This window comes from Aquamicrobium soli, assembly GCF_042646345.1.
GTDB lineage: Bacteria > Pseudomonadota > Alphaproteobacteria > Rhizobiales > Rhizobiaceae > Mesorhizobium > Mesorhizobium soli_A.
In genome coordinates, this window is record NZ_JBHRTK010000006.1 from 191355 (window position 1) to 212517 (window position 21163).

21 protein-coding genes are annotated in these 21163 nt (G+C 64.9%); 8 read left to right on the plus strand and 13 right to left on the minus strand.

Annotation, left to right across the window (positions count from 1 at the left end; all coding sequences use genetic code 11):
* Nucleotides 1–30: 30 nt before the first annotated feature.
* The 5 genes from ACFOHJ_RS06140 to ACFOHJ_RS06160 form a co-directional block, all read right to left on the minus strand.
* Nucleotides 31–558 (minus strand): copper chaperone PCu(A)C, encoded by a 528-nt coding sequence (locus tag ACFOHJ_RS06140; protein ID WP_378219551.1) that lies wholly within the window; start codon nt 556–558, stop codon nt 31–33.
* A gap of 100 nt (nt 559–658) precedes the next feature.
* Nucleotides 659–1012 (minus strand): DUF2946 family protein, encoded by a 354-nt coding sequence (locus ACFOHJ_RS06145; RefSeq protein WP_378219553.1) that lies wholly within the window; start codon nt 1010–1012, stop codon nt 659–661.
* 135 nt (nt 1013–1147) lie between these two features.
* Nucleotides 1148–1999, minus strand: a complete 852-nt coding sequence (locus ACFOHJ_RS06150; protein WP_378219555.1) for a sugar phosphate isomerase/epimerase family protein — start codon at nt 1997–1999, stop codon at nt 1148–1150.
* Between the two features lie 33 nt (nt 2000–2032).
* Nucleotides 2033–3220 carry a Gfo/Idh/MocA family protein gene (locus ACFOHJ_RS06155; protein WP_378219557.1) on the minus strand — a complete coding sequence of 396 codons (1188 nt, stop codon included), beginning with the start codon at nt 3218–3220 and terminating at the stop codon, nt 2033–2035.
* Nucleotides 3221–3257: 37 nt separating this feature from the next.
* Nucleotides 3258–4313 carry a sugar phosphate isomerase/epimerase family protein gene (locus tag ACFOHJ_RS06160; protein ID WP_378219558.1) on the minus strand — a complete coding sequence of 352 codons (1056 nt, stop codon included), beginning with the start codon at nt 4311–4313 and terminating at the stop codon, nt 3258–3260.
* Nucleotides 4314–4702: 389 nt separating this feature from the next.
* Between ACFOHJ_RS06160 and ACFOHJ_RS06165 the strand changes: the two genes are divergently transcribed.
* The 4 genes from ACFOHJ_RS06165 (at nt 4703) to ACFOHJ_RS06180 (ending at nt 8524) form a co-directional block, all read left to right on the plus strand.
* Nucleotides 4703–5590, plus strand: a complete 888-nt coding sequence (locus ACFOHJ_RS06165; protein ID WP_378219560.1) for a sugar phosphate isomerase/epimerase family protein — start codon at nt 4703–4705, stop codon at nt 5588–5590.
* A 67-nt stretch (nt 5591–5657) separates the two neighbouring features.
* Entirely contained in the window at nt 5658–6827 is a 1170-nt protein-coding gene (locus ACFOHJ_RS06170) for a mandelate racemase/muconate lactonizing enzyme family protein (RefSeq protein ID WP_378219562.1), read from the plus strand.
* A 2-nt stretch (nt 6828–6829) separates the two neighbouring features.
* Complete coding sequence (locus ACFOHJ_RS06175) at nt 6830–7543, plus strand: FadR/GntR family transcriptional regulator (protein WP_378219564.1); 714 nt, start codon at nt 6830–6832, stop codon at nt 7541–7543.
* 3 nt (nt 7544–7546) lie between these two features.
* On the plus strand, nt 7547–8524 hold the full coding sequence (locus ACFOHJ_RS06180; protein WP_378219566.1) for a hydroxyacid dehydrogenase: 978 nt from the start codon (nt 7547–7549) through the stop codon (nt 8522–8524).
* 35 nt (nt 8525–8559) lie between these two features.
* Here the strand turns inward: ACFOHJ_RS06180 and ACFOHJ_RS06185 are convergent, their stop codons facing one another.
* The 7 genes from ACFOHJ_RS06185 to ACFOHJ_RS06215 form a co-directional block, all read right to left on the minus strand.
* Entirely contained in the window at nt 8560–9666 is a 1107-nt protein-coding gene (locus ACFOHJ_RS06185; protein ID WP_378219568.1) for an ABC transporter ATP-binding protein, read from the minus strand.
* Nucleotides 9666–10772 (minus strand): ABC transporter ATP-binding protein, encoded by a 1107-nt coding sequence (locus ACFOHJ_RS06190; RefSeq protein WP_378219570.1) that lies wholly within the window; start codon nt 10770–10772, stop codon nt 9666–9668. The genes ACFOHJ_RS06185 and ACFOHJ_RS06190 overlap by 1 nt, the downstream gene beginning before the upstream one ends.
* On the minus strand, nt 10769–10990 hold the full coding sequence (locus ACFOHJ_RS06195) for a hypothetical protein (RefSeq protein ID WP_378219572.1): 222 nt from the start codon (nt 10988–10990) through the stop codon (nt 10769–10771). Before ACFOHJ_RS06195 ends, ACFOHJ_RS06190 begins: the two co-directional genes overlap by 4 nt.
* A complete protein-coding gene (locus ACFOHJ_RS06200) occupies nt 10987–11946 on the minus strand; it encodes a carbohydrate ABC transporter permease (protein WP_378219573.1) in 960 nt (319 codons plus the stop codon). The genes ACFOHJ_RS06195 and ACFOHJ_RS06200 overlap by 4 nt, the downstream gene beginning before the upstream one ends.
* Nucleotide 11947: 1 nt before the next feature.
* Complete coding sequence (locus tag ACFOHJ_RS06205; RefSeq protein WP_378219575.1) at nt 11948–12853, minus strand: carbohydrate ABC transporter permease; 906 nt, start codon at nt 12851–12853, stop codon at nt 11948–11950.
* Nucleotides 12854–12925: 72 nt separating this feature from the next.
* Nucleotides 12926–14245, minus strand: coding sequence for an ABC transporter substrate-binding protein (locus ACFOHJ_RS06210; protein ID WP_378219577.1), 1320 nt, complete (start codon nt 14243–14245; stop codon nt 12926–12928).
* Between the two features lie 357 nt (nt 14246–14602).
* Nucleotides 14603–15253: a TetR/AcrR family transcriptional regulator gene (locus ACFOHJ_RS06215; protein WP_378219579.1), complete on the minus strand. Its 651-nt coding sequence runs from the start codon at nt 15251–15253 to the stop codon at nt 14603–14605.
* Between the two features lie 103 nt (nt 15254–15356).
* Here ACFOHJ_RS06215 and ACFOHJ_RS06220 point away from each other — a divergent pair, with 103 nt between their 5' ends.
* From ACFOHJ_RS06220 to ACFOHJ_RS06230, 3 genes are read left to right on the plus strand one after another with little or no spacing between them, the layout of a single operon-like run.
* Nucleotides 15357–16553 (plus strand): Tm-1-like ATP-binding domain-containing protein, encoded by a 1197-nt coding sequence (locus ACFOHJ_RS06220; protein ID WP_378219581.1) that lies wholly within the window; start codon nt 15357–15359, stop codon nt 16551–16553.
* A 9-nt stretch (nt 16554–16562) separates the two neighbouring features.
* Complete coding sequence (locus ACFOHJ_RS06225; RefSeq protein ID WP_378219583.1) at nt 16563–17396, plus strand: phosphoenolpyruvate hydrolase family protein; 834 nt, start codon at nt 16563–16565, stop codon at nt 17394–17396.
* Between the two features lie 26 nt (nt 17397–17422).
* A complete protein-coding gene (locus tag ACFOHJ_RS06230) occupies nt 17423–17842 on the plus strand; it encodes a cupin domain-containing protein (RefSeq protein ID WP_378219585.1) in 420 nt (139 codons plus the stop codon).
* Nucleotides 17843–17885: 43 nt separating this feature from the next.
* Here the strand turns inward: ACFOHJ_RS06230 and ACFOHJ_RS06235 are convergent, their stop codons facing one another.
* Entirely contained in the window at nt 17886–19076 is a 1191-nt protein-coding gene (locus tag ACFOHJ_RS06235) for a M24 family metallopeptidase (RefSeq protein ID WP_378219618.1), read from the minus strand.
* Between the two features lie 287 nt (nt 19077–19363).
* Here ACFOHJ_RS06235 and ACFOHJ_RS06240 point away from each other — a divergent pair, with 287 nt between their 5' ends.
* Nucleotides 19364–20974 (plus strand): ABC transporter substrate-binding protein, encoded by a 1611-nt coding sequence (locus ACFOHJ_RS06240; protein ID WP_378219587.1) that lies wholly within the window; start codon nt 19364–19366, stop codon nt 20972–20974.
* Nucleotides 20975–21163 lie beyond the last annotated feature (189 nt).

Sequence of the window (21163 nt, forward strand, 5' to 3'; positions counted from 1 at the left end):
TCATCTCCTGAACGGCTGCTTGCGATCGGATCAGTCGGCGTGGCTTCCGTGCGCATCCGCACCCGACTCGCCAAGACCCTCCACCGCGAAATCCACGGTGACGCTGCCGGCCTTCTCGAAGGTGAGCGTCGCCGGGAAGCTCTCGCCCTTCCTGGGCTGCCGCTTCAGGTCGATGAACATGAGATGGTAGCCGCCGGACTCCAGCGCGACCGTGCCGCCGGCCGGTATCTCGAGCCCGCCCTCGACTCGTCGCATCGTCATGACGCCGTCGCTGACCGCCATCTGGTGGACTTCCGCCTTGGCCGAAACCTCGGACGTCACGGCAACGAGCCGGTCGGCCGACGCGCCGTTGTTCTTCACGGTAAAGTAGCCGCCGGCGACGCGGGCGCCGACCGGCGTCTCGCGCGACCACGGATGCTCGATCTCGAGGTCGCCGACCTTGAACTCATGCGCAAAAACGCTCTGGCCCGCAGCGGCGAGAAAACCGGCGGAAAGGACCGCCAGGCAAAGCTTGCGGGAAACGACAGCGCTCGCGCCGGGGATGGAAAAATGGAACATGATGGCTCCGTCAAAAAGGGTCGCGCCGTCTCGTGGGACGCGAAGGATTCAAGTCTTGGATGGTAAAAGCCGGGGAAAGTTCCGCCCGGCGAGGCGTCGCTCAGGCAGCAGGCGGTGCGCGCGGATTGGACGGCGACCAGTCCGGAATGGAAGCGACGAACCCCTCCCGCAACGGCAGGTAGACGACGCTCTGGAACGAGCGCGCGATGGACAATTCAGCCGTGTCGGGAGGCGTGTCCAGCGCCGGCGTGGCCATGGCGCAACCGAGCACGCAGCAGGCCGGCATGTGCCGGGCGGGCTGGTCGCCACCCGGCAGTTCGGCAGCGCCGTCATGGGTACAGATGATGTTGCCGAAACGGTCCAGTGGAGCGCCGCTGCCAGGACCACCGAGCGCCATGGCGCCGAACGTGGTCTGCAGGACGAGCAGGAGCGCAGCGGCAAAAGCCGCCATCATGCTCCATCGTCTGCGCCGGTTGCTGGTCAAGGCCGCCCCTCAAAGCGATATCGGCCTATCCCTAGCATGCTATCGGCCGGCCGGAAATCGCTTGATCACGGCTGCGTCAACACGCGCGTAGCACTGCCCGGGCGATCAGGCGGCTTGCCGCCAGCCGTGCTCGATATGCTTGTAGCCGTCGCGATAGACGGCCTCGGGCGTTTCCGAAAAATCGCGCCAGACTTTCGTCGCGGCCGCGAGTTCCTTCAGCGAACGGCCGAACGCCTCGATGGTCAGCCAGTCGTCGTAGCCGCTCTTGCGGATGGCGGAAAAGGTTTCCTTCCACGGAATGTTGCCGCGCCCCGGCACACCGCGGTCGTTCTCCGAAATATGGACATGGACGATGTTGCCGACGTGCTTCGTATAGGCGCCTATCGGATCGGCCTCCTCGATATTGGCATGGAACGTGTCGTACATCGCCCTGATATGCGGCCGGTCGACGAGGTCGATGTGCTCGCACAGATCGGCCATGGTGTTGAACAGGTAGCATTCGAAGCGGTTCAGCGCCTCCAGGCCGATGGTGACGCCGCGCTTGCCCGCATGGTCGCCGATGGCCCGCTGCGAGGATAGCGAGCGCTTCCTTTCCGCCGCCGTCGGCCCGGTGCCGGAGAAGGCGCCGAGCGTCGAATGCAGCGGCCCGGAAAGGGTGCGCGCGCCGAGCGCGTCGGCGCAGTCGATCGCCCGTTTCACGGCCTCGATGCCGGCCCGGCGCGTCGCGGCGTCGGGCGAAATCAGGTTCAGCCCCGGATCGCCCATGGCCGCGACCGCGGTGCGCTCCAGCCCGATGCGGTCGAGCAGGTCGCCGAGTTTCCGGTAGTCGTCCGGCGTGCCGGTGAAAATCGGGATTTCGACGCCGTCGAAGCCGGTCGCCTTGATGTCGCGCAACAGCGGCTCGTGCTTTTTCGACACCGCTGTCGTCCACAGGAACATGCACATGCCGATTTTCATTCTTGCCCCCTCCCAGGGACGCGCTCGCTGTCCCTACAGCTTCGTCCACGCCCCGTTCTTCTTGGCGGATTTCACGCAGGCCTCGACGAAGGCAACGCCCTCGACGCCGTCCTGCACGGTCGGGAACACCATGTCCCTGTCCGGCTTGCCGCCCTTGCGCCGGGCGGCGCGGATGGCACGCGCGGCCTCCTGGTAGATGTTGGCAAAGCCTTCCAGATAGCCCTCCGGATGCCCGGACGGCACGCGCGTGACGCGGCCGGCTATTGCCGTAGCGCCCGCGCCGGCGCGCGTCAGAAGCTGCTTCGGCTGGCCGAACGGCGTGTACCAGAGATAGTTCGGGTCGGCCTGCGTCCACTCGAGCCCGCCCTTGGTGCCGTAGACCCTGAGCTTCAGCCCGTTCTCGTTGCCGGGCGCCACCTGGCTTGCCCACAGCATGCCCTTGGCCGCGCGCGCCTTGCCTTTCGCCTTGAAGCGAAGCAGCACGTTGGCATTGTCGTCCAGCAGCCGGCCCGGGACGAAGGCGTCGATGTCGGCCGACACGCTGTCCAGTTCGAGGCCGGAAACGAAGCGGGCGAGGTTATAGGCGTGGGTGCCGATATCGCCCAGCGCCCCGCCCGCGCCCGACTGCTTGGGATCGACGCGCCACGACGCCTGCTTCTGCCCGGTCGTCTCCAGCGCCTCGGTCAGCCAGTCCTGCGGATATTCCGCCTGCACGACGCGGACGTCGCCGAGCTGGCCCTTGGCCACCATCTCGCGCGCCTGCCGGATCATCGGATAGCCGGTGTAGTTGTGGGTCAGCACGAACACCTTGCCGGTCTTTTCCACCAGCGCCGCCAGCTTCTTCGCATCGGCAAGCGTGGAGGTCACCGGCTTGTCGCAGATGACGTGGATGCCGGCTTCCAGGAACGCCTTCGCCGCCGGGAAATGCACGTTGTTGGGGGTGACGATGGCGACCGCCTCGATGCCGTCCGGCCGCTTCGCCTCCGCCTTCGCCATTTCGGCGAAGGAGCCGTAGCTGCGTTCCGGGTCGAGCCCGAGCTCGACCGCCGAAGCCTTGGCGCGCGCCGGATCGGACGAGAGCGCGCCGGCCACCAGCACGAACTCGTTGTCCAGCCGCGCGGCGATGCGATGAACCGCGCCAATGAAGGCGCCCTGCCCGCCGCCGACCATGCCGAGGCGGATCGGGCCGCCTCCCTTCTCCGCCTTCGAAGCGCCGACCATCTTTTCCTCCCTCAAAGAACAGCTTTTTTCGCCGGGGTCAGATCCCCATCATCGCCCTGAGCAGCTTCTTGTCCGTCGTGCCGGCCGCGAAATCGTCAAAGGCCTTTTCCGTCACGCGGATGATGTGGCTCTGGATGAAAGGCGCGCCCTCGGCCGCCCCGTCTTCCGGATGCTTCAGGCAACACTCCCATTCCAGCACCGCCCAGGAATCGTAGCCATATTGCGAAAGCTTGGAGAAGATGCCGCCGAAATCGACCTGGCCGTCGCCCAGCGAGCGGAAGCGGCCGGCGCGGTTGATCCAGCTCTGGTAGCCCGAATAGACGCCCTGCCGGCCATCCGGGTTGAACTCGGCGTCCTTGACGTGGAAGGCCTTGATGCGCTCGTGGTAGATGTCGATGAAGGCGAGGTAGTCCATCTGCTGCAGCAGGAAATGCGAGGGATCGTAGTTGATGGCGCAGCGCTTGTGGTTGCCGACCGCCTCCAGGAACATCTCGAAGGTGGCGCCGTCGAACACGTCCTCGCTGGGATGAATCTCGTAGCCGACATCGACCCCGTTCTCGTCATAGGCGTCGAGGATCGGCTTCCAGCGCTTGCCCAGTTCCTCGAACGCTTCCTCGATCAGCCCGGCGGGCCGCTGCGGGAACGGATAGAGATAGGGAAAGGCCAACGAGCCGCTGAAGGTCACGGAGGCGTCGAGGCCGAGATTGCGCGACGCCTTGGCGCCGAACTTCATCTGCTCGACCGCCCATTGCTGGCGCGCCTTCGGGTTGTGGTGGACCTTGGCCGGCGCAAAACCGTCCATCTGCGCGTCATAGGCGGGATGGACGGCGACAAGCTGGCCCTGCAGATGGGTGGAAAGCTCGGTCACCTCGACGCCGGCGTCGGCGCAGATGCCCTTCACCTCGTCGCAATAGGTTTTGGAGGTGGCCGCCTTTTCGAGGTCGAACAGCCGCCCGTCCCAGGTCGGAATCTGCACGCCCTTGTAGCCCAGGCTCCCCGCCCATTTGGTGATCGAGGCCAGCGAATTGAACGGCGCGGCATCACCCGCGAATTGCGCCAGGAACAGCGCGGGCCCCTTGATGGTCGTCGGCATCGAAATTCCTCCCCTTTGCGGTGCGACCGAACATAGCGCCCGATGCGACGCCGGCACAACCTGCCCCGTTCGCATGTCTTACGGCCACGCCGTCGCGGCACTGGTATTACCAAATACGCCGAATTGGTCAAGCCAGCCCATCAGGCCGGCAGAGCCGCAAAAATACCCGCATTTCTCAATTATAGCATTCTAAATCAAGTGCATAATAGGTATCTCCTTCACTGAGAAACAGCTTCTTGTCGCGTGGATAAAATTGCTGTAGAGCTACCCTCATACCCGATTGGTCGAACCAGTTTGCGAAACAGGAGCGCTTCGGGAGGAGGAGGCGGCACCGGACGGCGATGCGCGCCGCAAGGCAATGAAGCCGAGTGAATTGGGAAGGACGAACCATGCATCTTTCGACGCACAACTGGATGAGGGCCGAGCCGCTTGAGGTGACGCTGAAGCGCATCAAGAAGTTCGGCTATGAGTCGATCGAGATTTCCGGCGAGCCCGAGCAGTACAAGACCGCCGAGACGCGCGCGCTTCTGAAAGAGCATGGCATCCGCTGCTGGGGCGCGGTTACGCTGATGCTGGGCGAACGCAACCTCGCCGCCCGCGACCAGGGCCAGCGCGAGCGCTCGGTCCAGTACGTCAAGGACGTGCTGACCATGGTCAGCGAACTCGACGGCGAGATCATCACGCTGGTGCCGGCGACCGTCGGCAAGGTCGTGCCGGACGGCACCGAGGCGGAGGAATGGAACTGGGTGGTGGACGCCACGCGCGAATGCTTCAACCACGCTAAAAAGGTAGGCGTCCGGATTGCCATCGAGCCGCTGAACCGCTTCGAAACCTACCTGTTCAACCGCGGCGAGCAGGCGATGGCGCTGGCCGACGCGGTTTCGCCCGAATGCGGCATCTGCCTCGACGCCTACCATATCCACATGGAGGAGTTCGACGTCGAGGAAGCGATCCGCAAGGCCGGCAAGCGGCTGTTCGACTTCCACGTCGCCGACAACAACCGCTTTGCCGCCGGCATCGGCACCATCGACTGGAAGAAGATCGTCGGCACCCTGAGGGACATCGGCTATGACGGCGCCCTGACCAACGAGTTCGTCGCCCCGGTCGACCGCACGCCGGCCAACCGCTATCCCGAGATGGTGGAGCGCAACCCGGTGGACATCTCCCCCGAGCAGCTCAAGTTCATCCAGGACCACGGCTCCAGCCTGCTGACGGAAAAATTCTACACCGACCAGATGCGCATCACGGCCGAGACGCTGCTGCCGCTGATCAAGTAGGAAGCCATCCTGAAACAAGCCCCCGCCCCAGGTCCCGGCCTGGCCGGCGGCCGGGACGGGGACTGCCATGCGTATCAAGACGGTTCAGGCCTGGTGGGTTCGCGTACCGATCGAAGCCGCGCGCCAGCATCGCAGCGACTTCGGCCAGGTCACGACGTTCGACGCCGCCATCCTGCGCATCGAGACGGAGGACGGCTTGGTCGGCTGGGGCGAGGGCAAGAACGCCGCCGGCAGCGCCGGCAGCTACGGCGCGCTGGTCCACATGCTCAACCACGAGGTCGGGCCGCAGCTGATCGGCCGCGATCCGGCCGATATCGGCGTCATCTGGGAGATGCTCTACAATGGCGTGCGCCACGAGACGGCGGCGGCGGGCGGCCACGCCATGCCGCAACTGGCCCGGCGCGGCTTGAGCATAGCCGCCATCAGCGCCGTCGACATCGCGCTGTGGGACATTCTGGGCAAGTCGCTCGGCCAGCCGGTGTGGCGGCTTCTCGGCGGCCGCAAGCAGGACCGCCTGCCGGCCTACGCTTCCGGCGGCTGGGCCGCCGCCGACGCGCTCGGGGAGCAGCTTCAGTCCTATATCGACCAGGGCGGCTTCAAGGCGCTGAAGATGCGGGTCGGCGCGATGGACGGCGCCCCCTCCGTCTCGGCGGCGCGGGTGCGCGCCGCGCGCGAGGCGATCGGCCCCAACATCGAACTGATGGTCGACGCGCACGGCACCTATACCGTGGCGGAAGCCAAGCGCTTCGTCCACCTCGTGCGCGATTACGATCTCGCCTGGTTCGAGGAACCCGTCATCGCCGACGACAAGCCCGGTCTGGCGGAAGTGCGCGCGTCCGGCAGCGTGCCCATCGCCACCGGCGAGAGCGAGGCGACGCGCTATGCCTTCCGCGATCTCGCCGTGCTCAAGGCGGCCGACATCTTCCAGCCCGATCCCGCCTTTTGCGGCGGCATCAGCGAGGCGATGAAGATCGGCACGCTGGCCAGCGCCTTCAACCTGCGCTTCGCCCCGCATCTGTGGGCGGGCGCGCCATGCTTCTTCGCCGGCCTGCATATCTGCGCGGCCTCGCCCGCAAGCTTCATCATCGAATATTCGCTCGGCGCCAACCCGATGATCCACGATCTCGTCGAAGAGACTGTCGAAGCGCGGGACGGTATGATAGCGATCCCCGAAAAGCCCGGATTGGGCTTTACCGTTTCCGAGCGATTCCTGGAGGCACACGCGCAAAGCGGCTGACCATGAAAGAAAAGAACCTTCTCGCCGAACTTGCCGCCTACCTGTTCTCCCATGCCGACAAGGAGACCGGCCGCACGCCCTCGGAGCGCGAGCTGGCCGAGCACTTCACCGTCAGCCGCGGCCAGATTCGCGAGGCGCTCGCCATCCTGGAGGCCATGCGCATCGTCGAGCGGCGCGCGAAGTCCGGCATCTATGTCGACATCAAGCAGGCCAGCGTCGAGGCGATGGCGCTGTTTGCCAAGGCCGGGCTGCCGCTCGACCCGATCCAGATCTACGAGACGGTGGAATTGCGCAAGATCCACGAGATCAAGGCGGCCGAACTTGCCTGCTCGCGCGCAACGGAAGAAAACTACGAGCGGCTGCGCGAAATCCTGAGGGAATCCGAGGAGCAGCTCGCCAAGGGCGAAGGCTTGGCCAAGCAGGACCGCGAATTCCATCTCGAAATCGTGCGCGCCACCCAGAACAGCGTCTTTTACCGCATCTGCAGCGTCTACTACGTCATGGGCGAGCAGCGCCTGCCGGTCTATTTCAACGACCACGAACGCAGCGCCAAGTCCCATGCCGAGCACATCCAGATCTACGAGGCGCTGCTGCGGCGCGACGGCAACCTGGCGCAGGCGCTGATGAGCGCGCATCTGCAAGGCGCGGAGAGCTACTGGAAGGGCCTGATCGGCGGCGGCAGCGACGCGCACAACCCGGTTCTCGAGCGCGCCTGAACCATGCCGACCATCTTCTCGACCCATCCCCTGCACCCGCGCGCGACGGAAATGCTGGCCAGCGCGGGAGAACTGGTCGTCGCCTCGGCGCTCGACGCCGACACGCTGGTGAGGCAGGCGGCCGGCGCCGACATCGTCATCGTGCGCGCGCCCCTGCCGCCTGCCCTGTTCGGCAGCGCACCCCGCCTCAGGGCCGCGATCCGCCACGGCGCCGGCCTCGACATGATCCCGATGGAAGCCGCCACGCAAGCCGGCGTGCTGGTGGGCAACGTGCCGGCCGTCAACGCGCGCTCGGTCGCTGAGCACGCACTTATGGTAAGTTTAATCTTACTTAGGCGGTTTCGCGCCATGGACGGCGCGCTGCGCCATGACGGCTGGGCCGCCGGCCGCGCTTACGCGGACGGCAATCATGAGCTTGCCGGCAAGACCATCGGCATTGTCGGCTTCGGCGCCGTCGGTCAGGCGGTAGCGCAGATAGCACATCATGGCTTCGGGGCGAACGTCCTGGCAACGACGCGCAGCGCCCGGGAAACCACCGAAACCATGCGCTTCGTCGCCATCGACGACCTCGTCGCCGCCGCCGACATCGTCGTCCTGTGCTGCCCGCTGACGCCGGAAACGCGCGGCCTGATCGATGCCCGGCGCATCGCGCACATGAAGCCGAACGCCTTGCTGGTCAACGTCGCGCGCGGCCCGGTGATCGATGACGCGGCGCTGGTCACCGCCCTGCGTGAAAACAGGATCGGCGGTGCGGCGCTGGACGTATTCGCCACGCAACCGCCGCCGCCCGACCATCCCTATTTCAGCTTCGACAACGTCATCGTCACCCCACACATGGCCGGCATCACGGAAGAATCGATGATGCGCATGGGCACGGGTGCTGCCGCCGAGGCGCTGCGGGTGCTGGCAAACGAACTGCCGCTCAACCTGCGCAATCCCGAAGTGGTCGAAAGCTACCGCAAGCGCTTTCCAGCCGCCTGAAGGTCTGGGCCCGTCTGCATCGCGTAAGCTAAAACTTACGCAACATGGCGCAGGTTGATGCCACTCTCCTTGTCGAACAGCACCACCTTTTCCGGATTCCAGGCAAAGCGCACCGGCTGCTCGATGCGGACATCGGTGCGCGCCGGTACGGTGGCCCGCAACGTCGCGCCGCCCACCTGCAGGGTGAGGATCTTTTCGACGCCGTGGTTCTCCACGTCGTGGACGATCGCCTCCACCGGCGCGCCGGATTCCAGATGGACGTCTTCCGGCCGGATACCGAAGACGAGCGGGCGGCCGCCCGCCGCGCCGCTTGCCTTCGGCATGCCCCCGCTCCCCCCTCCTGCCCCCGCATAGGGAAGTTCGAATCCCGGCGCCGCCATGACCGCGCGGCCGTCGACCAACCGGCCGTCGAGCAGGTTCATCGGTGGCGAACCGACGAAGCTCGCGACATAGGTATCGCGCGGGTTGTTGTAGATTTCCTGCGGCGTGCCGCTCTGGACGATGCGGCCATGGTTGAGGACGCCGACCTTGTCGCCCATCGACATCGCCTCGATCTGATCGTGGGTGACGAACAGGAAAGTCGCGCCAAGCTGCACCTGCAGGCTTTTCAAGTCGGTGCGCAGCGATTCCCGCAGCTTGGCGTCGAGCGCCGACAGCGGTTCGTCCATCAGGAAGACGCGCGGCTTGCGCACGATGGCGCGTCCGATCGAGACGCGCTGCATCTCGCCGCCGGAAAGCCGGTCGGTCTTGCGATCAAGCAGGTGTTCGATGCGCAGCGTCTTGGCGGCGCGCGCCACGCGCTCGCGGATTTCCTCCTCGGGCAGGCGGCGGATTTTCGGCCGAAGCGGAAATTCCAGGTTCTCGCGCACCGTATAGCGCGGATAAAGCGAATATTGCTGCAGCACCAGCGCCACGTCGCGTTCGGCCGCACCCCATTCGGCGACATCGACACCGTCGATCAACACGCGCCCCTCGGTCGGCTTTTCGAGCCCGGCGATAAGCCGCAGCGTCGTGGTCTTGCCGGCACCCGTCTCGCCGAGCAGGACGAAGAACTCGCCATCGGCGATTTCCAGGTCGAGCCCCGAAAGTGCGGTGTGGCTGCCGAACTTCTTGGAAATGTTTTCGAGCCGGATATGCGCCATCAGAGGCTTACTCCAAGGGATTGGCCGCTTTCGGCGTCGAAGAAATGCGCCTGTTCGGGGTCGACGCGGGCAAACACCCGGGCGCCCGCCCCAGGGACGAAACCGCTCTTGGTGCGCGCCCGCAGGATGGCCGAGCCCACCTTGAGATCGACGATATCGTAGGCGCCGAGCGGTTCGATGATCTGCGCCTCGACCGGCAGGAACCCAGCCGCCGCATCGTGTCGCACGACGATGCCTTCCGGGCGGATGCCGAGCACCAGCGCACCGCCGGCGGCATGGCCATTGAGGCACGAAGCAAGCGCCGGCGGAAACTCGAAGCCCTTCTCGTGGCCGCCGATCCGCACCGAAACCGCCCCGCCGTCGCCCGCCAGCATCGCGCTGGAGACGTTCATCACCGGGCTGCCGACGAACTGTGCCACGAACAGATTGGCCGGGCGCGAATAGACCTCGTCGGGCGTGCCGACCTGTTGCAGCACGCCCTCGTGCATGATGACGATGCGGTCGGCGAGGCTCATCGCCTCGATCTGGTCGTGGGTGACGTAGATGGTGGTCGAACCCTGGCGCACATGCAGCCGCTTGATTTCCGCGCGCATCTCCTCGCGCAGCTTGGCGTCGAGCGCGCCGATCGGCTCGTCCATCAAAAGCGCCTTGGGGCGACGCACCAGCGCCCGGCCGATCGCCACACGCTGCATGTCGCCGCCCGAAAGCGCCGACGGCTTCAGGCCGAGCAGATGCGTGATCTGGAGCGTGGCGGCGATCGAGCGGACCTCGGTGTCGATCTCCGCCTTGCTCTTGCGCGTCGCGCGCAGCGGAAAGGCGATGTTTTCGTAGACGCTCATATGCGGGTAGAGCGAGAACGACTGGAACACCAGCGCGATGTCGCGGTCGGCCGCCTTGAGGTTCTGGACTGGCTTGCCGTCGATGAGGATGTCGCCCTCGTCGATCGTCTCCAGCCCGGCGACGGCGCGCAGCGTCGTCGTCTTGCCGCAGCCTGACTGGCCGAGCAGCACGATGAACTCGTTGTCGGCGATGGCGAGGTTGAGGTTCTTGATGACCTGGACGGCGCCGAAATATTTCTGGACGCCGCGAAGCTCGATCTGGGTCAATGGCCTGCCCCCGAAATGCGCGCCTGCCCGCTATCGGCCTGTTCCTCCGGCGCGATCTTGCCGGTCAGCATGAAGGCGACCAGCCCGACCAGGATCATGGTCAGCCCGTAGCGGTGCAGGAACAGGCTCCACGGCTGGCACAGCGCGACCATGCCGAGGATCATGAGCCATTGCGAGCCCGGCTCCAGGTACTTTCGGTTGATGGCGCGAAAGCTCATTTGCGGATGGCTCCGAACGACATGCCGCGCAAGAGGTGGTTGCGCAGGAGGAAGGTGAAGATCGCGACCGGCAGCAGGAACAGGAAGGTTCCGGCGGCGATCACCGTCCAGTCCGGGATGCCGGAGCCGACCTGGCTGGGGATGAAGGGCGGCGCCGTCTGCGCGCGCCGGTTGGTCATGATCAGCGCGAAGGCGTACTCGTTCCACGCGGTGATGAAGCAGAACACGGCAGTCGCGGCTATGCCGGTCGCGGCCTCCGGCAGCACCACCTTGAAGAAGGCCTGCATGCGGGTATAGCCGTCGACGAGGGCCGCTTCCTCGTATTCCTTCGGGATCTCGTCGATGAAGCCCTTCATCAGCCACACCGAGAACGACAGGTTGAAGGCGGTGTAGAGGATGATCAGCCCGATATGCGTGTCGTTGAGGCCGACGGTGCGGTACATCAGGAACATCGGAATCGCCACCACCACCGGCGGCAGCATTCGCGTCGACAGGATGAAGAACAGCCAGTCCTGCTCGCCCTTGACCCTGAAACGCGAGAACCCGTAGGCGGTCAGCGTACCCATGCCGACGGCGAGCACGGTCGAGGTGATGGCCACGATCAGCGAGTTCATGAAGCGGCTCGGATAGCCCGACCACTGGACCGCGCCCTTGCCGTCGCGCACCACCTTTTCGCCGCCGTCGAACACGACGCGCTCCCACCACGGCGCCGCCGCATATTCTTCCGGCGTCGGCTGCGCGCGCAGTTGCGAGCGCTTGGTGAACAGCTTGACGAAGGGCGACACCTCGGGCTGGAACACGATCGTCGGCGGCACCGTGGTCGCCAGGTTGCGCGGCTTGAAGGCCGTCGAGGCGATCCAGTAGATCGGCGCCAGGAAGATCACGGTGGCCACCAGCACCGCCACGATGGCGAACCGGTTGAGCGCGACCTCCGAAGAAGTGCGGACCTGGGCCATCCTAGCGCTCCTTCACCTTGTTCAGGTATTTCACGTAGATGTTGGTGATGGCGATCACCATGATGAGGACGATGTAGGCCAGTGCGCAGGAGCGCCCCGTCTGCCATTCCTGGAAGGCCATCTTGTAGAGCCGGATCGAGATCAGTTCGGTGGTCGGCTGGCTGGTCAGGATGTAGGCGAGGTCGAAAGTCTTGAACGCTTCCATGGTGCGGAAGATGACCGCGATCATCAGGATCGGCGCCACCAGCGGCAGGGTGATGCGAAAGAAGGTGTAGAACGGCCCGGCGCGGTCGATGGCGGCCGCCTCGTAGAGGTGCTTGGGCACCGCCGACAGCCCCGCCAGCGACAGCAGCATGACGAAGGGCGACCACATCCAGATATCGGTGAGCGCCACCGCATAGAGCGCCATCTTCGGGTTGGCCAGCCATTCGAAGGTGCCGAGCCCGAGCGCATAGTTGATGATGCCGAAGGAGGGATCGTAGAGCAGCTTCCAGAACAGCCCCACCACCGCCATCGACAGCATCATCGGCAACAGCAGCAGCGTCGTCAAAAGCCCCTTGAAAGGGATGTCGCGGTTCAGCAGCATCGCCACGCCGAACCCGACCACCAGCTGGCCGGCCACCGAGACGATGACATATTGCGCGGTGATGGCGAAGTTCGACCACACGAACGGATCGTTGAGCAGCTCGCGGTAATTCTGCAGGCCGACGAAATTGGCCGGCGCGTTGGTCGAGGCCCGGAAGTCGGTGAACGAATAGCCGAGCGAGTAGATCAACGGGAAGATGTTGAAGACGATCAGGAACAGGATCGTCGGTATGATGAAGAGATTGCGGATCGAAAGGTCGCTCAAGCCGCGCGCCGCAGCCCGCGAATTGGAATCCAGCGTGGTCATCATCGCGGTCGCCAAGACCCCAACTCCCTTTTGCATGAAACGAAGGGCGAAGGAGGCCCAAAAACCCCCTTCGCCATGAAGACTCGCCTACTGGGTGCGGCCGTATTTCTTGAAGGTGCCGTTCCAGTCCTCAGCCAAGGCGTTGAGTACGTCCTTGGCCTGCCCCTCGCCGCCGACGACGTAGGGATAGACGCGCTGGTTGAGCTGCTGCAGCAGTTCGGCATATTCCGGAACCGCCCAGAAGTCCTTGACCTTGAACATGGTCTCGTAGAAGGCCTTGTTATAGGGCGTGGCGTTCTGGAAGGCTTCCGATTTCAGCACCGCCTGGCTGCAGGTATAGCCGCCGAGGTCGGCCCATTTCTGCTGGGTTTCGTCCTTGATGAACCATTCGAGGAACTTCATCGCCTCTTCCTGCTTCTGCGAGTAGGAGACGATCGAGATGCCCTGCCCGCCAAGCGCTGCGAACTGGTCACCGTCCGGGCCGGCCGGATTGGCGAAGAAGCCCGTCACCTTGGCATAGGGATTGGTCGATTCGTTGAGCAGCGAGGGCAGGAAGGCGAAGTAGTTCATGCTCATCGCCGCCAGGCCCTCGGTGATCGCCTGGTTGTCCTCGACGAAGAAGGTCTTGGCCCAGCCCGGAGGCGTGAAGCTGTAGAGCTCCTTGTACATCTCAAGGGCGGCGACCGCCTTGTCGGAATTGATGAAGCCGTCGACCTTGTAGGTCGAGTAGTCGCCGAGGTCGCCGCCATAGGAGAACAGCGCGTTCTCGAAGCCCATGGCCATCGCGTCATAGGAATTGTCGGTGTAGATGGCGATGCCGTAGCGCTTCTCGTCGGGGCGGTGGAAGAACTCGGCGATGTCGCGCAGTTCCTTGAAGGTCTTGGGCGGCGCGAGGTCGTAGCCGTACTTGGCCTTGAACGCCTCCATCTCCTTCGGGTCCTCGAACCAGTCCTTGCGATAGGACCAGCCGACCGCGTCGCCCTCGAGCGGGATCGCCCAGTACTTGCCGCTGTTGCCGGGATATTCGGCGTAATATTTCACCGTCGCCGGCGCCATCACGTCGCTGAGCTTGTGCTCGTTGAAGAAGTCGGTGAGGTCGACATAGTGGCCGCCGCTCGAACCGGCGCCGAGCCACTGGGAGTCGCCGACGACCAGGTCGTAGGCGTCGCCATGGGCGTTGAATTCGGTGAAGGCCTTGGTCTGGAAATCGGCCCACGGCGTCGTTTCGACGGTGATCTTGACGCCGGTTTCCTTCTCATACTCGTTGCCGAGTTCCTGCAGGTAGTTGGCCGGATCCCACTCCGCCCAGAAGATGGTGAGTTCCTTGTCCTGTGCGTGAACGATCGACGTTCCGCAGGCCAATATCAAGCCTACCCCAGCCAGCACGCTGGTCATTGTCTTGCGCATGATGGTCTCCTCCCTGGTGCGCATTCAATTCTTTATGGGCAGGCCATCGGCCGCCGGGTCGCCCTCTCACGACGATAAGGCAGGGCCTCCCCGCCCCGCCGGAAAATCAGGGTGCATGACACCGCCGTGATCTGCTTTTTCCCCTCCAATCTGGTAGTACCAATTCGAAATGCGCGTCAAGCGGATTCTTGGATCGCCAGCCCCGACTGGAGCCAGGCATCCCGGTCACCTCGCCATTTTTCCGCCATTTCATGCGACTGGCTCTCCAACACCCTAAACAATCGGCAGGCGGCTTCGCCTATCAAATCGTCTGAAAATCAATCTGGTCCAACCAGAAAGCCAGTTTACGCCTGCCCTTTATTCCGTTCCGCCGTGGCCCTCGCCCGCTTCGGCGATGGCCGCCTGCACCATCGAGCGGGCCGCCCACTGCGCCACCGACAGCGTGTCTTTCCCGTCCAGGCCCCACATGTCCTTGAGCACGATCAGCACTTCGACGCCGAAAATCAGCGACAGCGCCTGCGCCAGCCGCGCAAAAGCCGGCGCGGGCAATTTTTCCCTCAGCGGGGAAAGCGCATCCTCCAGCAGCGCTACCCGATGGCCGCGCACGAAGGCCGGCTCGCTGCCCAGCGTCCCCGCCTGCCGGCTCGCCCACTGGTCAAGCGAAAGCTTCAGCGCCGCCTTGAAAGTCGCCTCGAACGCTTCGATGCGCGGCATCGACGTGTCGATCAGGTCGGCGACGCGCTCCGCCGCGTCCGTGGACGCCGAGCGCCATGTCAGGATGGGGCCGAGGCCCTCGCCGACCACCGCCTGCACCAGCGCCGCCTGGCTCGGGAAATAGCGGTAGGCAGTCGCCCGTGAAACCTCCGCTGCCTCCGCCACCTCGCTGACGGACGGCGTGGCGCCGGCCTGCATCAGCCGCGTCGCCGTCTCCAGCATCAGCCGCCGGGTGCGGGCGCGCGGCCCCTTGCCTGAACTGTCCTTCGATGCCGGTTGACGTGAGATATCCATATCAATACGATACGCTCGTCTCAAAAATGATGCAATGGCTGCTTCATCCCATGCCGTCTCACGCTACCTCTTTCCGGTGCCTGCCTTCCCCCGGGAGGAGGCCATGAAGCGCATCTACGTCGTCGGCACCGCCGACACCAAGGGCGAGGAACTGGCTTTCCTGGCGGACACGATCGCCGCGACCGGCGTAGCGGTCGCCCGCGTCGATGTCGGCACCCGCGAACCCACCATCCCCGTGGACATTTCCGCCCGGACGGTCGCCGCCCACCATCCCGACGGCGAAAAGGCCGTGCTCGGCAGCGATGACCGGGGTTCCTCCGTCGCCGCGATGGGCCGGGCCTTCGCCGAGTTCACGGCGACGCGAACCGACATCGCCGCCATGATCGGCATCGGCGGCGGCGGCGGTACCTCGATCGTCACCGCCGGCATGCGGGCGCTGCCGCTCGGCCTGCCGAAGCTCATGGTTTCGACGCTCGCCTCCGGCGACACCGCGCCCTATGTCGACGTGTCCGACATCGTCATTATGCCGGCCGTTACCGACATGGCCGGTCTCAACCGCATTTCCCGCATCGTCCTGCACAACGCAGCCCATGCGATAGCCGGCATGGCGGCGCACCCCGCGCCAGCGGTGGTGGGAAAGCCGTCGATCGGCCTCACCATGTTCGGGGTCACCACGCCATGCGTCATGGCGATCGCTGAACAATTGCGGGCCGACTACGACTGCATGGTTTTCCACGCCACCGGCACCGGCGGCCGCAGCATGGAAAAGCTGGCCGACAGCGGCCTGATGGCGGGCATCCTCGACATCACCACCACGGAAGTCTGCGACCTTCTGTTCGGCGGCGTGCTTCCAGCGACGCAGGACCGCTTCGGCACCGTCGAGCGAACGAGGCTGCCTTATGTCGGCTCGGCCGGGGCGCTCGACATGGTGAATTTCTGGGCGCCTTCGACCATTCCGGAAAAGCACCGAAGCCGCCTGTTCTACGAGCACAATCCGAACGTGACACTGATGCGAACAACGGCCGACGAATGCCGGCAGATCGGCGAATGGATCGGCGGCAGGCTCGCCCGCTGCGAAGGGCCGATCCGCTTCCTGATCCCGGAAAAAGGCGTGTCGGCGCTCGATATCGAAGGCGGAGCCTTCTTCGATCCGGAAGCCGACGCCGCCCTGTTCGACGCCATCGAACGTACCATCCAACCCGGCGAAAACCGTCGCATAGAGCGGCTGCCGCTGCACATCAACGACCCCGCATTCGCCGAAGCGGCCGTCGCCGCCTTCAGAGAAATCGCCAGACATTAGGGAAAGACCATGCCCGCCATTCCGCGCAAGGCCATACTGGAGAAATTCCGCGACATGATCGCGGCGGGGGTGCCCATCGTCGGCGGCGGCGCCGGCACCGGGCTGTCGGCCAAGGCCGAGGAGGCGGGCGGCATCGACCTCATCATCATCTACAATTCCGGCCGCTACCGCATGGCCGGGCGCGGTTCCGCCGCCGGGCTTCTCGCCTACGGCAACGCCAACCAGATCGTCCGGGAAATGGCCTATGAGGTGCTGCCGGTGGTGAGGAAGACGCCGGTTCTGGCCGGCGTCAACGGCACCGACCCGTTCGTCCTCATGCCGCAATTCCTGGCCGAACTGAAGGCCATGGGCTTTTCCGGCGTGCAGAACTTCCCCACCATCGGCCTGTTCGACGGCCGCATGCGGGTAAGCTTCGAGGAAACCGGCATGGGCTACGGGCTGGAGGTCGACATGATCGCCGAGGCCAACAGGCTCGATCTGCTGACGACGCCCTATGTATTCAACCCCGATGAAGCCAGGGCGATGACCGAGGCCGGCGCCGACATCATCGTCGCCCATATGGGCGTCACCACCGGCGGCTCGATCGGCGCGACCTCGGCGAAGACACTGGACGACTGCGTCGCCGAAATCGACGCGATCGCGAATGCCGCGCGCTCCGTTCGCAACGACGTCATCCTGCTTTGCCATGGCGGGCCGATCTCGATGCCCGAGGATGCCCGCTACATCCTCGAACGCTGCAAGGGTCTGCACGGCTTCTACGGCGCAAGCTCCATGGAGCGCCTGCCCGCCGAAGCCGCGATCGCCCGCCAGACCGCGGATTTCAAGGCGGTGACGCTCGGCTGAACACGACACAATCCGGGGAGGAAGATATGAGCAAGCCAACGAACCATTTCGTCCATCCGAGCGAAGTCAGCGCCTTCGGCTTCGACTGGGGCAGGCTTTCCCTGACCGTCGGGCCGGAAGTGAACGGCGCGACGCAGTTCTCGGGCGGCGTGGTCGACCTGCCGCCGGGCAAGGGCCACACCCGCCACAACCACCCGGAAGCGGAGGAAATCATCTTCGTCATTTCCGGCAACGGCGAGCAGATGGTGGAAGACGAGAACGGCCAGCCGGTGACGAGGAAGGTGGGCCCCGGCTGCACGGTGTTCGTGCCGCAGGCCCGCTTCCACTCGACGCTGAATACCAGCGACGCGCCGATGCAGCTTTTCGTCGTCTATTCGCCCGCCGGCCCGGAACTCGGCCTGCGCGAACTGCCCGACTTCCGCTTGCTGCCGCCTACGGGCAAGTAAGGCAGAGCGTCGTGGCCGGCCCGCCCGTTTGCGGGACCGGCCGCTATGCGGCCGCGCCCCGGTTCCAGCCCCGGCCGCGATCGCCGAACATGGTGTATCCCGTCTCGGTCACTGCGACCGTGTCCTCCAGCTTGATGAAGCCGCGCGTCGGGTGCAGCATCGTCGTTTCCACCGACAGCACCATGTTCTTTTCCAGTGGCTTCGCGGCGTCCGTGCCCTCATAGGCCACCGGATGGTTGGTCATCAGGAACGGCACTTCATGCGTGATCAGGCCCATGCCGTGGGCGAAGAAATCCGTGTAAGGCGCCACTTTCGATGCCTTCAGCACCGCCGTGGCGTGCTCGATCATATCGCCGCCGAGGGCGCCGGCCCGCACCTTCGAGAACGCCGCCTGTTGCACCGCCTCCACCGCGGCGAGCAGGTCCTGAAGTTCGGCGTCCGGCTCGCCAAGCACGCCCATGCGGCAGAGATCGCCGATATAGCCGTGATAATTGCCGCCGGAATCGATCGACAGCACCTCGCCCTTCTTCCAGGCCTGCGAGGAACTGGCGCGGTTATGGCTCGCCCCCAGGGTCAGCAGGCAATATTCGAAATGCGCGCCGCGGCTGGTCTCCTCGCGCCGAAGCTGCTCGATGATCTCGCTCTTGCTCGATCCCTCGCGCGCCCAGCCGATGGTCGCCAGCATCGCGTCGGTGATGATTTCCGAGGCGATGCGCAATTGGTCGAGTTCCGCATCGGTCTTGATGGCGCGCATGCGCTCCAACATGCCGGTCGCGTCGACCAGTTCGGCCTGCGGCAATTCCTTGCGCAGATGGAGATAGGCGTCGGCCGGCAGGAAACCGGGCTCGATGCCGATGCGTGCCCGCTCCTTGCCGGTCTTGCGCAGGTGCGCCACCGCAAGGGCGGCGGCATCCAGCGTGCCCCAGGTCGCGGTGTGGACGTTCGGTGTCCAGAACGGTTGGTTCTGGTGCTCGCCAATCTCCATCTTGTTGCCGATATAGGCGGCGCGCTCCACCGCACCCTTCTCGTAAACCACGATCGGCAGGTAGCGGCTGTGGCCGATGGCGTCCATGGCGGCGAAGAAGATGAACTTGTAGCCGCCGAGCAGGTACTGCGTGTTGTGCTTGGAGGTCGAGACAAGGACGTCGATGCCGGCCTCGTCCATCAGCCGGTCGACACGGGCCTGGTCGAACGGCACAGCCATGACGCTGGCCTTGCCCGGTACACTATCCATCTTGATCTCCCCGAAACTCGACGGCCGCAGCGCAATGCCGCGCGCGAAAGCGCATTCGTAACGCGTATTCGCCATTCTGCCAATCTGGTCCTACCAGATCAAGCGGGATTCTTTCTGGCCTCATAAATTGATCCAGGAAAAAGATTCCTCAAAGCCACCCCGCGTCTTAGCGTATCCTTCTCTGGCGAAACCAAAGCCTATGGGCATAATCGCGTGCGGTTCGGCGGCCCCGGCCGGCCCGGCGCAAGGCAGCAAGACATCGCCCCACGGTGGGCGTGGAGAGGATCATGTCGAGATACAAGGTTTCACGGCGCACCGTTCTTTCCGGCTCGGCGCTTCTGCTGGCCTCCACCGCGCTGCCCCGCATCGGCTGGGCCGGGCAGGCGAGGAAAGGCGGGCGGCTGGTGGTCGCCGCCGATTCGGAGCCGCGCAACCTCAACCCCGCCATCGTTGCCTCCAACGGCGTCTTCTTCGTCTCGAGCAAGATCGTCGAACCCCTGGCCGAAGCCTCGTTCGACGGCGAGAACGGCCTGGCGCCGAGGCTGGCCGTCAGTTGGGAAGGCGCCCCCGACGGCCTCTCGGCGACCTTCAAGCTGCGTGAGGGCGTGAAGTGGCACGACGGCAAGCCCTTCACCTCGGCCGACGTCGCCTTTTCTGCGCTCAGCCTGTGGAAACCGCTGCAAAATCTCGGCCGAACCGTCTTCAAGGACCTCGTCGCCGTCGACACGCCGGACGAGCGGACCGCGATCTTCAAGTTCTCGAAGCCGACACCGTTCCAGTTGATCCGCAACGCCCTGCCCGCGCTGTCGAGCGTGGTGCCGAAGCACCTCTACGAGCAAGGCAGCATCGAGGACAACCCGGCCAACAACGCGCCGGTCGGCACCGGCCCGTTCAAATTCGCCGAGTACAAGCCCGGCGAATATTACCGGCTGGCCAGAAACGACGCCTATTGGGGCGAAGGCGAGCCCTATCTCGACGAGATCGTCTACCAGGTGCTGCCGGACCGCGCGGCGGCAGCGAGCGCACTGGAGGCCGGCGAAATCCAGCTGGCCGCTTTCTCGGCCGTGCCGCTGGCCGATCTCGACCGCATGGCCAAAGTTCCGGGGCTGAAGGTCGTCACCAGGGGGTACGAAGCGCTGACCTATCAACTGGTGGTCGAGATCAACCACCGCCGCAAGGAACTGGCCGACCTCAAGGTGCGGCAGGCCATCGCCCATGCCATCGACAAGGATTTCGTCGTCAAGACGATCTTCCTCGGTTACGCCGAGGCCGCCACCGGACCGGTACCGAAGAACGATCCGCAATTCTATACGCCGGACGTCGAACTCTACCCGTTCGACGTCGCCCGGGCCAACGCGTTGCTGGACGAAGCCGGCTACAAGCGGACCTCGAACGGCACCCGCTTTTCGCTGAAGCTGCTGCCTGCGCCCTATTTCAACGAGACCCGCCAGTTCGGCGACTATCTGCGCCAGGCACTGGCCGCCATCGGCATCGACGCCCGACTGGTCAACAACGATGCCGCCGCCCACATCAAGGCCGTCTATACCGACCATGCCTTCGACCTTGCCGTGGGCCCGCCGGTCTTCCGCGGCGACCCGGCGATCTCCACCACCATCCTGGTGCAAAGCGGCATTCCCGACGGCGTGCCCTTTTCCAACCAGGGCGGCTACAGGAACGCGGAGATCGACGCCCTCATCGAGAAGGCGTCGGAGACGCTCGACCCAAAGGTGCGCATCGACCTCTACAAGGAATTCCAGAAGAAGGTGACGCAGGACCTGCCGCTCATCAATGTCGCCGACTGGAGTTTTACCTCGGTCGCCAGCGACAAGCTGCACAACATCGCCGACAACCCGCGCTGGGCCGTCTCCAACTGGGCCGATACGTGGCTGGAAGGGTGAGCCGACGGACGCTTGCAACCCCCGCCTGCTGATGCTCAACTGCCGCCGTGATCGCTCGCTCGCGCCCGCTACCATCCTGCCTGCTGTCGTCCCTGCAAACGCATGGCAATCGCCGATATGGAATTCGTTCGCATCGTGGGCACCAGACCCCCACCCCTGGTCCCTCCCCACAAGGGGGAGGGGGACGTG